Raw genomic sequence first — 11,773 nt, 5'->3', positions numbered from 1 at the left:
CTTGCCTTACACTGCGCACCTATGACCAACATCCCGCATACCCAAATCACCGAACCCGCCGTCACTTGCTCGACGTGCGCGGCCTGTTGCTGCCAGCTGGAAGTGATGCTGATAACCGACACCGGCGTACCGGAGCGCTATATCGATACCGACGATTGGGGCGGTGAAGTGATGCTGCGCCTGGATGACGGCTGGTGTGCGGCGCTGGATCGAAACACCATGATGTGTTCGATTTATGAGCGCCGGCCGCTGATCTGCCGGGAATTCGAGATGGGTGCGCCGGAATGTTTGACCGAGCGTGAAGGGATTGCGACGGTGTATCGCTGAGCGTTAGATAAGTGCCGGGCCAATGTGGGAGTGCGCGGTGCGCCCTCCCACATTAAGCATTACAGCGGCATTGTGTAATGCAGCGCGTAACTCTCTACGCCGTCATTATTGCTGCTGATGCCTGCGTTGGAGTAATGCGTGGCGCGAATACCCACTTCATGCCCACCGGTAAAGCGCAACCCAAAGCCAAAGCGGTCTTCAAACTGGAAGGCCTGGCCGATGTTGTTGTCTTCCAGGCGCGTACGTGAGAACACCGCCACGCCGACACCTGCTTCGATGTAAGGCTTAACCGACTCGCCGGCAAACTCATACACAAATACCGGCGAGAACGACAGGCTGCTGGCGCCCGCACGATCATCACCTTCCCAGTAGGTATACGCACCGCTCCAGTAGCCGGTCAGACGCCCCACATTGCTTTGCATCCAGCTCTTATCCCAATCCGACGTCAGCCCCAGACGATAGGTCATGGTCGAACTGCTTGTGCTCCCCACTCCAAATTCCAGGCCCGCCGCCTGCGCCGAAATAGAGTGCCCCACTACCGCGGCCGCAATCGCAGCCAAACAGAACAAGCGCTTCATATGAAACAGTCCTTGAGTACTAAGTTGTATGATTTTGTACAGGCAATCCCGCTATAGAAGCCAACGCGTAACCAGAAGTTCAGCCACTAACGACGATATTTCACGTTTTTTTTACGCGTTAAAGCTTCGCACAACTGCAAGATGTTTCCATAGGGTAGGTAGGACATTTCGCAGGTGATACACGTCACCGCTGGTCCAGAACTGCGCGGGCTCAGGATTGCCGCTGGCCAACAGGTCACGCTCGCCCAACAACCGCTTGAGCTGACGTGCCACTGCGGCGCCGGTGTCGATCAGAATGATGCTTGAGGGAAGCATCTGCGCAAGAAGCGGCTTGAGGAAGGGGTAGTGCGTGCAGCCGAGAATAATCGTGTCGCAGCCAGCGCTGAGCAATGGCTCGACATACCCGTGCAACATCTGACGCAGCAGCGGGCTGCCGAGGTCGCCGGTTTCTATCAGTTCGACCAGGCCTGGGCACGGCTGGGTGACCACCCGCACGTCGGTGGCGAAGCGGTCGAGCAAGGCTGCGAACTTGGCGCTTTGCAGGGTGCCGGTGGTCGCGAGAACGCCGACCACGCCGTTGCGCGAGGCGGCTGCCGCAGGTTTGACGGCGGGCTCCATACCCACCAATGGCCAGTCCGGGAAGTCCTGGCGCAGGTCGGCGACGGCCGCGACGGTCGCGGTGTTGCAGGCAATCACAAAGGCCTTGGCGCCCTGCTCGCGGAAAAACTCGGCGACGCGCCGGGAGCGCTCAAGAATGAACGCCGGGGTTTTCTCGCCGTAGGGAATGTGCCCGCAATCGGCCACGTACAACAGCGACTCATGCGGCAACAACTGTTGGATTTCATCCAGCACCGACAGGCCGCCGATACCGGAATCGAACACACCGACTGGCGCGCTCTTAACCATGTTGAGTCCCACACACGCTGCAACCGGGGTCGCGCTTGACGCGTAATTCGCGAAAACGCGTGGTCAAGGCATCGATCAGCAACAGCCGGCCCACCAGTGGCTCGCCAAAACCTGCCAACAGTTTCAGGGCTTCCAGGGCTTGCAGGCTGCCGACCAGGCCGACCAACGGGCCAACCACACCGGCTTCGCTGCAGGTCAGTTCGGTGTCGCTGCCGTGCCCGTATAAACAGTGGTAACACGGGCTGTCGGCGCGGCGCGGGTCAAACACCGACAATTGCCCTTCAAGGCGAATCGCTGCGCCGCTGATCAATGGCTTGCCGGCGGCCACACATGCGGCGTTGACGGCTTCGCGGGTGCCGAAGTTGTCGCTGCAATCGAGCACCACGTCCACCGCCGCGACCCTGGCGGCGAGTGAGTCGGCATCCAACGCTGTGCGATGCGCGACCAAGGTGATTTCAGGGTTGATGGCGCTCAGGCGGCGCATGGCCGAATCGACCTTGGCCTGCCCGACGCTGTCGGTGTCATGGATGATCTGGCGTTGCAGGTTGGTCAGGTCGACGCTGTCAAAGTCCGCCAGGTGCAACTCGCCGACACCGGCCGCCGCCAGGTACAGCGCGACGGGCGCGCCCAGGCCACCGAGGCCGACGATCAACGCGCGGCTGTTTTTCAGGCGCAATTGACCGTCGATGTCGACGTGCTGCAACAGAATCTGTCGGCTATAGCGCAACAGCTCCTGGTCGGTCAGCACGGCCGGCGGCCCAGGCTGATGCGCTCGTGGCCGCCGAGGTCATTACGGCTGTGGACGTCTTCAAAACCCTCGCCCGACAACAGCGCGCGCACGGCCGAGGCCTGGTCGTAGCCGTGTTCAAGCAGCAGCCAGCCACCCGCATTCAAGTGCGCAGGGGCCGCGGCGATGATCAGCCGCAGGTCGTCGAGGCCGTCATGGCCTGCCACCAATGCACTGGCCGGTTCAAAGCGCACATCGCCCGCCACAAGGTGTGGGTCATTGTCGGCAATGTACGGCGGGTTGCTGATGATCAGATCAAAGGTATGGCCCTGCAGCGCGCTGAACCAGTGGCTGTTCAGCACCGTGGCGTTTTTAAGGTGCAGGCGCTGACGATTGCGTTCGGCCAGGGCCACGGCTTCCAGCACCCGGTCGACCGCCGTGACCTGCCAGGCCGGGCGTTCACTGGCCAGGGCCAAGGCGATGGCGCCGCTGCCGGTGCCCAGGTCGAGGACCTTGGCCGGTGTAGCCGCGAGCAACGCCAAGGCGGCTTCCACCAGCAACTCGGTTTCCGGGCGCGGGATCAGCGTGTGCGGCGCGACTTCCAGGTCCAGCTTCCAGAAGCCTTGTTGCCCGAGGATGTACGCCACCGGCTCACCGCCACGGCGACGTTGCAGGAAGTCGGCAAAGGTCAGCGCCGCTTCGCTGCTGACAATTTTTTCCGGCCAGGTGTGCAGGTAGCTGCGCGATTTACCCAAGGCAGCGGCGAGCAACAGTTCTACGTCCAGACGCGCAGTCGGCGAGTCGGGCAAGTCGGCGGCGCGCAGCATGCTGGCAATAATGGTCATTTATTCACCTATCGCCGCCAATTGGTCAGCCTGGTATTCGGCGAGCAACGGCTCGATCACCGCGTCCACGCCACCGGCAAGAATTTCGTCGAGGGAATAAAGGGTCAGGTTTACCCGGTGATCGGTGACCCGGCCCTGGGCAAAGTTGTAGGTACGAATGCGCTCGGAGCGGTCGCCCGAACCCACCAGCAATTTACGCTCGCTGGCAATCGCGTTGGCGGCGGCGCTGGTCTGCTGGTCATTGAGTTTGGCCGAGAGCCAGGACATGGCCCGCGCACGGTTTTTGTGCTGCGAACGTTCTTCCTGGCATTCCACCACGATGCCCGAGGGCAAGTGCGTGATGCGAATCGCCGAGTCGGTCTTGTTCACGTGCTGGCCACCGGCGCCGGACGAGCGGTAGGTGTCGACACGCAAGTCCGCCGGGTTGATCTCGATGGCTTCCTGCTCGTCCGGCTCGGGCAACACCGCCACGGTGCACGCCGAGGTGTGAATACGGCCCTGCGATTCAGTCGCCGGAACCCGCTGCACACGGTGTGCACCGGATTCAAATTTCAACTTGCCGTAGACGTTGTCGCCTTCAACCCGCGCGATGACTTCTTTATAGCCGCCGTGTTCGCCCTCGTTCTCGGACAGAATCTCGACACGCCAGCCGCGCCGCTCGGCGTAGCGCGAATACATACGAAACAAGTCGCCGGAGAAAATCGCCGCCTCGTCACCGCCGGTGCCGGCGCGGATTTCGAGGAATACGTTGCGCCCATCGTTGGGGTCTTTGGGCAGCAGCATGCGCTGCAGGTCGCCTTCCAGCTCAAGCAGCTTGTCTTTGGCTTCGCGAACTTCTTCCACGGCCATTTCGCGCATGTCCGGGTCGCTGTCCTTGAGCAGCGCTTGGGCGCCTTCGAGGTCGGCCTGGGTTTTCAGCCAGTGGGTGTAAGTAGCCGCAATGGGTTCAACTTCCGCGTACTCCTTGGAATAGGTGCGGAACTTGGTCTGATCGGAGATGATTTCGCCATCCCCGAGCAAGGCGGTCAGTTCTTCAAAACGGTCCTGGAGCACGTCCAGTTTATTGAGCAGTGACGCTTTCATTGCGGTTTTTTATCCGAAGAGCTGTCTGACGCGCCCTCACCGAGGGCAAAGAGTTCCTGGGCCATTGCCAGCGCATCAAGGCGGCCTTCGGCGGTAAGCTTTTTCAACTGTACGCTGGGTGCGTGGAGCAACTTATTGGTCAAGCCACGCGCCAGTTGCAGCAGCACCTCTTCGGCGCTGCTGCCGTTGGCCAGCAAACGCTGGGCCTTGATCAATTCCTCGTCGCGCAGGCGTTCGCCTTGCTGACGGTAGGCCTTAAGCACGTCCACCGCAGCCAATTCACGCAGGCGCACCATAAAATCTTCGGCGCCGACGCTGACCATTTCCTCGGCAGCCTGGGCGGCGCCCTGGCGACTTTTGAGGTTTTCAGCGACCACTTCATGCAAATCGTCGACGCTGTAGAGGTAAACGTCGTCCAACTCGCCGACTTCCGGCTCGATGTCACGCGGAACCGCAATGTCCACCATAAAGATCGGCTTGTGCTTGCGCAGCTTCAGCGCGCTCTCGACCGCGCCTTTGCCAAGGATCGGCAACTGGCTGGCGGTGGAGCTGATAACGATGTCGCTGCGCACCAGTTCAGCCGGAATGTCCGACAACAGCACCGCGTGCGCACCGAACTGCTCGGCGAGAATGCTCGCACGTTCCAGGGTGCGGTTGGCGACCACAATACGCTTCACGCCCAAGTCGTGCAGGTGACGGGCGACCAAGGTGATGGTTTCACCGGCGCCGATCAACAACGCCTGGCTGCGCTGCAAGTCGCTGAAAATCTGTTTGGCCAGGCTGACGGCGGCAAACGCCACGGACACCGGGTTTTCACCGATGGCGGTGTCGGTGCGCACCTGCTTGGCGGAATTGAACGTGGCCTGGAACAGGCGGCCGAGCAGCGGCCCCACGGTGCCGGCCTCGCGGGCCACGGCGTAGGCGGATTTCATTTGGCCGAGGATCTGCGGTTCGCCCAACACCAGCGAGTCGAGCCCGGAGGCGACGCGCATCATGTGACGAACTGCCGCATTATCTTCATGCACATAAGCACACGCGCGCAGGTCGTCGAGGCCCAAATGGTGATAATCGGCCAGCCAGCGCAGCACCCCATCCGCTGACAGATGTTCCTGCTCTATATAAAGCTCGCTGCGATTGCAGGTCGAAAGGATCGCAGCTTCGCGGCTGTCGGTGAGCCGGCAGAGCTGCTGCAAGGCCTCAACCAACTGCTCCGGCGTAAACGCCACGCGCTCGCGCACGTCTACGGAAGCAGTCTTGTGGTTAATACCGAGTGCGAGGAAGGCCATTCAATATCGCTGATGATGTCGGGAAGCCGTCAATTGTCCTACTTCGAAAGATCCAGAACAACCACCGTCGTCTATTGTCCTTATACATTGAGCCTATGCAGGTGCGAGCGCGCCCCTGCAAAGCCAGGATTTAGAGCATTACGGGTGCCCCGGTTATGTTTGGCCGAAGGCTTGTGTCATGATGATCCGACCGCAGGTTAGTCGTCCTCTCCGATATGAATAGATCTTCCGCGTTGTTCCTTGCTCTCATCTTCCTCAGTGGCTGCCAAGCCTTGGCACCCGTGTCGCCGGACGCTACGCCGCCGGTGGAAGACAGCCCACCCGTCCCTGAAAAGCCGAAGGTTTATTCCTCGTTCAAAGAAGAAACGGTGTACAGCCTGTTGTCGGCGGAACTCGCCGGCCAGCGTAATCGTTTCGACATTGCGCTGGATAACTACGTAACCCAGGCCATTAATACGCAGGACCCGGGCATCGCGGAGCGCGCGTTTCGCATCGCCGAGTACTTGGGCGCGGACCAGGCGGCACTCGATACCTCGCTGATCTGGGCGAAAAACGCGCCGGACGATCTCGAAGCACAGCGCGCGGCGGCGGTTCAACTGGCGCGCGCCGGGCGCTATGACGACTCCATGGTCTACATGGAGAAAGTCCTGCAGGGCAAAGGTGACACGCATTTCGACTTCCTTGCGCTGTCGGCTGCCGATACCGACCAGGGCACGCGCAATGGCCTGATGAAAAGTTTTGACCGCCTGCTGCAAAAGCATCCGAAGAACAGCCAGCTGATTTTCGGCAAGGCCTTGCTGTTGCAACAAGATGATGAGGCCGACGCCGCGCTCAAATTGCTGGAGCAGAACCCGCCGGAAGACGGCGAAATCGCGCCGATTTTGCTGCGCGCGCGCCTGCTGCAGAACCTCAATCGCGGCAAGGAAGCGATTCCGCTGCTGGAAAAAAGCATCAAGAAGTACCCGGAAGACAAGCGTTTGCGCCTGACGTATGCGCGCATGCTGGTTGAGCAGGACCGCATGGCGGACGCCAAAGTGCAGTTCGCCAACCTGGTGCAGCAATACCCGGACGACGACGAGTTGCGCTATTCCCTGGCACTGGTGTGCCTGGAAGCCAAGGCGTGGGACGAGGCCAAGGGCTACCTGGAAGAGTTGATCCAACGCGAAAGCCATGTCGACTCGGCGCACTTGAACCTTGGCCGTATCGCCGAGGAGCGCAACGACCCGCAAGCCGCCCTGCTCGAATACGCGCAGGTTGGCCCTGGCAACGACTACCTGCCAGCCCAATTACGCCAGGCCGACATCCTGATCAGCAATGGCCGCACCGACGAGGCGGAAAAACGCCTGACCGCCGCGCGCGACGCCGAACCGGATTACGCGATCCAGTTGTACCTGATCCAGGCCGAGACCTTGTCGGCCAACAATCAGGGCGAGCGCGCCTGGAAACTGCTGCAACAAGCCTTGTTGCAATACCCCGACGATCTAAACCTGCTGTACACCCGCGCCATGCAGGCGGAAAAACGCAATGACCTGGCGCAGATGGAAAAAGACCTGCGGCTGATCATCAAGCGCGACCCGGACAACGCCATGGCGCTGAATGCCTTGGGCTACACCTTGTCCGACCGCACCACGCGTTACGCCGAAGCCAAAGTGCTGATTGAACAAGCGCACAAGCTCAACCCGGAAGACCCGGCCGTGCTCGACAGCCTTGGCTGGGTAAACTACCGCCTGGGCAACCTGGATGAGGCCGAACGCTTGCTGCGCCAGGCGCTGGAGCGCTTTCCCGACCAGGAAGTGGCTGCGCACCTGGGTGAAGTACTGTGGGCCAACGGCAAACAGCGCGAAGCCCGTCAAATCTGGGAGAAGTTCCTCAAGGAGCAACCCGAAAGCCCTATCCTGCGCGGCACCATCAAGCGCCTGACCGGATCCGAGACCCTTTAAGCTTATGTTCTTGCGCCACGTTATTGTTTTCAGTTTTATCGCCTTGCTCGCCGGTTGCGCGGGCACAGGCAGCCGTGAATCCGTTGAAGGCCAGGGCAACCCGGCGCAATGGCAACAACACAAGGACCAGCTCAGCAGCATTGATGGCTGGCAGATCGAAGGCAAAGTCGGGGTGCGTGCGCCGAAAGATTCCGGCAGCGGCACGTTGTTCTGGCTGCAACGCCAGGACTACTACGACATTCGTTTGTCTGGCCCGCTGGGCCGCGGCGCCGCGCGCCTGACCGGTCGGCCTGGGCAGGTGAGCCTTGAAGTGGCCAACCAGGGCCGCTATGAAGCGCCCACCCCGGAAGCGTTGCTGGAAGAACAGATTGGCTGGAAGTTGCCAGTCTCGCACCTGGTCTGGTGGGTACGTGGTTTGCCCGCACCCGACAGTAAAAGCCGCCTGAGCCTCAACGGCGACAGCCGCCTGGCCACCCTGGAGCAGGATGGCTGGCAGGTTGAATACTTAAGCTACGTGCAGCAAAGCGGTTACTGGCTGCCCGAGCGTATCAAGCTGCACGGCACTGACCTGGATGTGACGCTGGTGATCAAGGACTGGCAACCGCGCAAGCTGGGGCAATAACGTGAACGCAGACCGCCTGACCCTCCCCGCCCCGGCCAAACTCAATTTGATGCTGCACATTCTGGGTCGCCGTGAAGACGGCTACCACGAGCTGCAGACACTGTTTCAATTTCTCGACTATGGCGATGAACTGACCTTTGCCGTACGCGACGATGGCGTGATCCAGTTGCATACAGCCTTTGAAGGTGTGCCCCACGACAGCAACCTGATTGTGAAGGCCGCAAAAAAACTTCAAGAGCAATCAGGTTGCCCGCTCGGCATCGATATCTGGATCGATAAAATTTTGCCCATGGGCGGCGGCATTGGTGGCGGCAGCTCAAATGCCGCGACCACCCTGCTCGGTCTTAATCATTTGTGGAAGCTCGGCTGGAGCCCTGATAGCTTGGCTGCGCTGGGCCTGACACTGGGCGCCGACGTGCCGGTTTTCGTGCACGGGCACGCCGCTTTTGCTGAGGGTGTAGGCGAAAAACTCACCCCGCAATACCCCGACGAGCCGTGGTATGTCGTGCTTGTTCCGCAAGTATCTGTAAGTACAGCAGAAATTTTTTCAGATCCGCTGTTGACACGTAACTCTCCTCCCATTAAAGTGCGCCCCGTTCCCAAGGGAAACAGTCGAAATGACTGCTTGCCGGTTGTAGCAAGGCGTTATCCAGAGGTACGTAACGCTTTGAATTTGTTAGGTAAATTTACCGAAGCAAAATTAACCGGCACTGGAAGTTGTGTGTTTGGGGGCTTCCCAAGCAAAGCTGAAGCTGATAAAGTCTCGGCCCTTCTTACAGAGACCCTTACAGGGTTTGTAGCAAAGGGAAGCAACATTTCGATGTTGCATCGCACGCTGCAAAATCTGCTCTAAAAGGAACCGAGTGTTAGGCACTCGTTGCAACAGATACAGGGGCGTCGCCAAGCGGTAAGGCAGCAGGTTTTGATCCTGCCATGCGTTGGTTCGAATCCAGCCGCCCCTGCCATTTTCTAATACTCATCCAGGTTACCCTCAGCCTCTAGGTACTGCGCGTGTCCAAGATGATGGTCTTTACGGGGAACGCCAACCCCGATCTGGCTCGACGTGTCGTACGTCAGCTGCATATCCCTCTCGGTGACATCTCTGTCGGCAAGTTTTCCGACGGCGAAATTACAGCCGAGATCAATGAAAACGTCCGCGGTAAAGATGTCTTCATTATTCAGCCGACCTGCGCTCCGACCAACGATAACCTGATGGAACTCGTCGTGATGGCTGATGCCTTCCGCCGCTCCTCAGCGACTCGAATCACAGCTGTAATCCCTTATTTTGGTTATGCCCGTCAGGATCGCCGTCCGCGCTCCGCACGTGTGGCTATCAGCGCGAAAGTCGTCGCTGACATGCTGACCGTGGTAGGCATCGACCGTGTTCTCACGGTTGACCTGCACGCTGACCAAATTCAGGGTTTCTTCGATATTCCAGTGGATAACATCTACGGCTCCCCGGTATTGGTGGATGACATTGAAGATCAGCGCTTTGAAAACCTGATGATCGTGTCCCCGGACATTGGTGGCGTCGTGCGTGCACGGGCCGTTGCCAAATCCCTGGGCGTGGACCTCGGGATCATCGACAAACGCCGTGAAAAAGCCAATCACTCTGAAGTGATGCATATCATCGGTGATGTCGAAGGGCGTACCTGTATTCTGGTTGATGACATGGTCGACACCGCCGGCACGCTGTGCCACGCGGCAAAAGCCTTGAAAGAGCACGGTGCCGCTAAAGTCTTCGCCTACTGCACACACCCTGTGCTGTCGGGCCGAGCGATCGAGAACATCGAGAACTCCATGCTGGATGAACTGGTGGTGACTAACACCATCCCGTTGTCCGCTGCTGCTCAAGCCTGTTCGCGTATCCGCCAACTGGATATTGCGCCGGTAGTTGCCGAGGCGGTTCGCCGCATCAGCAATGAAGAATCGATCAGCGCGATGTTCCGCTAAGGGTCAAACCTTCGGAACATCTCACTGACGAAAAGCGCCCCGCCCCAGCAATCTGCCGGGGCGGGGCTTTTTTGCCCATATCGCCTTTAGCGCTGGTCGCAAACGCTGGGGCGAATGTGGTTATTTTGGAGATACAACATGAACGATTTTACTCTGAATGCTGAAGTGCGTTCCGACCTGGGGAAAGGTGCGAGCCGCCGCCTGCGTCGTCTCGCAAGCCTGGTTCCAGCTGTAGTTTACGGTGGCGAAAAAGCCCCTGAATCCATCAGCATGCTGGCTAAAGAAGTTGCCAAACTGCTCGAAAACGATGCTGCCTACAGCCACGTTATCGAACTGAACGTTGGCGGCAAAAAGCAGAACGTCATCATCAAAGCGCTGCAACGTCACCCGTCCAAGGGCCACGTTTTGCACGCTGACTTCATCCGTGTCGTAGCTGGCCAGAAACTGACCGCTATCGTGCCTGTGCACTTTGTTGGTGAAGAAGCTCCGATCAAAAAAGGTGGCGTTGTTTCCCACACTACTACCGAGATCGAAGTAAGCTGCCTGCCGAAAGATCTGCCTGAGTTCATCGAAGTCGACCTGTCGGCTGCTGAAATCGGCACCATCATTCACCTGTCCGACCTCAAAGCCCCTAAAGGCGTTGAGTTCGTAGCACTGGCTCACAACGACGACAAGGCTGTTGCCAACGTCCACGCGCCACGTGTTGTAGCTGAAGATGAAGAAGGCGAAACCGCTGCAGAGTAATGCTCTCTGCAACGTCGGAGCTTGAGGCAACATCGCGGACCGAAACGTAGCGAGAAAGCGGGCGATAACGCGAAGTTTATCTCTGGATAAGTGAGCTCCTGTCGTCCACTTTCGCCGCACATCGGTTGCGGCGATGTTACCCACAACTCCAAAGGAAGGGCCCCTGTCGTGACCGCCATTAAACTGATCGTTGGCCTGGGAAATCCAGGCGCCGAATACGAACAGACCCGGCATAACGCGGGGGCCCTTTTTGTTGAGCGCATCGCCCACGCCCAAGGTGTGAACCTGGTGGCCGATCGCAAATATTTTGGCCTGACCGGGCGCTTCTCGCATCAGGGTCAGGATGTTCGTCTACTGATTCCCACCACCTACATGAACCGCAGCGGCCAATCTGTCGCAGCGCTTGCGGGCTTCTTCCGGATCAAACCCGAAGAAATCCTGGTGGCCCATGATGAACTGGACCTGCCACCCGGCGTTGCCAAGCTCAAGCTGGGCGGCGGGCATGGCGGGCACAATGGCCTGCGCGACATCATCGCGCAGTTGGGCAATCAGAATAATTTTTACCGTCTGCGGCTTGGCATTGGCCACCCAGGCGTTGCCAGTATGGTTTCAAATTTCGTCCTGGGTCGTGCGCCACGCGCCGAACAGGAAAAACTCGATGCCAGCATCGACTTTGCCCTCGGCGTGCTGCCGGATATCTTCGCCGGTGAATGGAACCGTGCGATGAAAAACCTGCACAGCCAGAAGGCCTGACTTTTACCG

At 59.3% G+C, this 11,773-nt stretch carries 13 protein-coding genes and 1 tRNA gene; 8 read left to right on the top strand and 6 right to left on the bottom strand.

Annotation, left to right across the window (positions count from 1 at the left end):
• The first annotated feature begins 21 nt into the window (after positions 1-21).
• The gene (locus AO240_RS04885; RefSeq protein ID WP_058411432.1) at positions 22-327 is read left to right on the top strand and encodes a YkgJ family cysteine cluster protein; all 306 of its coding nucleotides are present in this window, start codon (positions 22-24) and stop codon (positions 325-327) included.
• A gap of 59 nt (positions 328-386) precedes the next feature.
• Here the strand turns inward: AO240_RS04885 and AO240_RS04880 are convergent, their stop codons facing one another.
• From AO240_RS04880 to hemA, 6 genes are all read right to left on the bottom strand, one after another.
• Entirely contained in the window at positions 387-905 is a 519-nt protein-coding gene (locus AO240_RS04880) for an acyloxyacyl hydrolase (RefSeq protein ID WP_058411433.1), read from the bottom strand.
• Positions 906-1,016: 111 nt separating this feature from the next.
• Positions 1,017-1,811 (bottom strand): glutamate racemase, encoded by a 795-nt coding sequence (gene murI, locus AO240_RS04875; RefSeq protein WP_099235384.1) that lies wholly within the window; start codon positions 1,809-1,811, stop codon positions 1,017-1,019.
• Entirely contained in the window at positions 1,804-2,559 is a 756-nt protein-coding gene (locus tag AO240_RS04870; RefSeq protein ID WP_099235383.1) for a molybdopterin-synthase adenylyltransferase MoeB, read from the bottom strand. The genes murI and AO240_RS04870 overlap by 8 nt, the downstream gene beginning before the upstream one ends.
• Positions 2,553-3,383 carry a peptide chain release factor N(5)-glutamine methyltransferase gene (gene prmC, locus AO240_RS04865; protein WP_099235382.1) on the bottom strand — a complete coding sequence of 277 codons (831 nt, stop codon included), beginning with the start codon at positions 3,381-3,383 and terminating at the stop codon, positions 2,553-2,555. The genes AO240_RS04870 and prmC overlap by 7 nt, the downstream gene beginning before the upstream one ends.
• On the bottom strand, positions 3,384-4,466 hold the full coding sequence (gene prfA / locus AO240_RS04860; protein WP_058411437.1) for a peptide chain release factor 1: 1,083 nt from the start codon (positions 4,464-4,466) through the stop codon (positions 3,384-3,386). It lies immediately after the preceding gene.
• The gene (gene hemA / locus AO240_RS04855) at positions 4,463-5,752 is read right to left on the bottom strand and encodes a glutamyl-tRNA reductase (protein WP_058411438.1); all 1,290 of its coding nucleotides are present in this window, start codon (positions 5,750-5,752) and stop codon (positions 4,463-4,465) included. The genes prfA and hemA overlap by 4 nt, the downstream gene beginning before the upstream one ends.
• Before the next feature lie 215 nt (positions 5,753-5,967).
• Here hemA and AO240_RS04850 point away from each other — a divergent pair, with 215 nt between their 5' ends.
• The 7 genes from AO240_RS04850 to pth all read left to right on the top strand — a co-directional run bounded on the left by AO240_RS04850 (position 5,968) and on the right by pth (position 11,764).
• Positions 5,968-7,692 carry a tetratricopeptide repeat protein gene (locus AO240_RS04850; RefSeq protein WP_099235381.1) on the top strand — a complete coding sequence of 575 codons (1,725 nt, stop codon included), beginning with the start codon at positions 5,968-5,970 and terminating at the stop codon, positions 7,690-7,692.
• Positions 7,693-7,696: 4 nt separating this feature from the next.
• On the top strand, positions 7,697-8,314 hold the full coding sequence (gene lolB, locus AO240_RS04845) for a lipoprotein insertase outer membrane protein LolB (protein WP_058411440.1): 618 nt from the start codon (positions 7,697-7,699) through the stop codon (positions 8,312-8,314).
• 49 nt (positions 8,315-8,363) lie between these two features.
• Entirely contained in the window at positions 8,364-9,167 is an 804-nt protein-coding gene (gene ispE, locus AO240_RS04840; RefSeq protein WP_256585848.1) for a 4-(cytidine 5'-diphospho)-2-C-methyl-D-erythritol kinase, read from the top strand.
• A gap of 37 nt (positions 9,168-9,204) precedes the next feature.
• Positions 9,205-9,279: transfer RNA gene (locus AO240_RS04835), tRNA-Gln, on the top strand.
• Between the two features lie 46 nt (positions 9,280-9,325).
• Positions 9,326-10,267, top strand: coding sequence for a ribose-phosphate pyrophosphokinase (locus AO240_RS04830; protein WP_003208392.1), 942 nt, complete (start codon positions 9,326-9,328; stop codon positions 10,265-10,267).
• Between the two features lie 138 nt (positions 10,268-10,405).
• Positions 10,406-11,011, top strand: coding sequence for a 50S ribosomal protein L25/general stress protein Ctc (locus tag AO240_RS04825; RefSeq protein ID WP_099235379.1), 606 nt, complete (start codon positions 10,406-10,408; stop codon positions 11,009-11,011).
• 168 nt (positions 11,012-11,179) lie between these two features.
• Positions 11,180-11,764 (top strand): aminoacyl-tRNA hydrolase, encoded by a 585-nt coding sequence (gene pth, locus AO240_RS04820; RefSeq protein ID WP_049710110.1) that lies wholly within the window; start codon positions 11,180-11,182, stop codon positions 11,762-11,764.
• Positions 11,765-11,773: the final 9 nt, after the last annotated feature.

Origin of the sequence: Pseudomonas sp. ICMP 460, assembly GCF_002723595.1 — a bacterium.
In the GTDB taxonomy this organism is placed as follows: Bacteria; Pseudomonadota; Gammaproteobacteria; order Pseudomonadales; family Pseudomonadaceae; genus Aquipseudomonas; species Aquipseudomonas kitaguniensis.
This window is presented reverse-complemented; position numbering and strand designations above follow the sequence as displayed.

Bases quoted from the DNA above. Each gene is read 5' to 3' on its own strand.
- AO240_RS04885 (WP_058411432.1), top strand. From the start codon at position 22: ATGACCAACATCCCGCATACCCAAATCACCGAACCCGCCGTCACTTGC.
- AO240_RS04880 (WP_058411433.1), bottom strand. From the start codon at position 905: ATGAAGCGCTTGTTCTGTTTGGCTGCGATTGCGGCCGCGGTAGTGGGG.
- murI (WP_099235384.1), bottom strand. From the start codon at position 1,811: ATGGTTAAGAGCGCGCCAGTCGGTGTGTTCGATTCCGGTATCGGCGGC.
- prmC (WP_099235382.1), bottom strand. From the start codon at position 3,383: ATGACCATTATTGCCAGCATGCTGCGCGCCGCCGACTTGCCCGACTCG.
- prfA (WP_058411437.1), bottom strand. From the start codon at position 4,466: ATGAAAGCGTCACTGCTCAATAAACTGGACGTGCTCCAGGACCGTTTT.
- hemA (WP_058411438.1), bottom strand. From the start codon at position 5,752: ATGGCCTTCCTCGCACTCGGTATTAACCACAAGACTGCTTCCGTAGAC.
- AO240_RS04850 (WP_099235381.1), top strand. From the start codon at position 5,968: ATGAATAGATCTTCCGCGTTGTTCCTTGCTCTCATCTTCCTCAGTGGC.
- lolB (WP_058411440.1), top strand. From the start codon at position 7,697: ATGTTCTTGCGCCACGTTATTGTTTTCAGTTTTATCGCCTTGCTCGCC.
- ispE (WP_256585848.1), top strand. From the start codon at position 8,364: ATGCTGCACATTCTGGGTCGCCGTGAAGACGGCTACCACGAGCTGCAG.
- AO240_RS04825 (WP_099235379.1), top strand. From the start codon at position 10,406: ATGAACGATTTTACTCTGAATGCTGAAGTGCGTTCCGACCTGGGGAAA.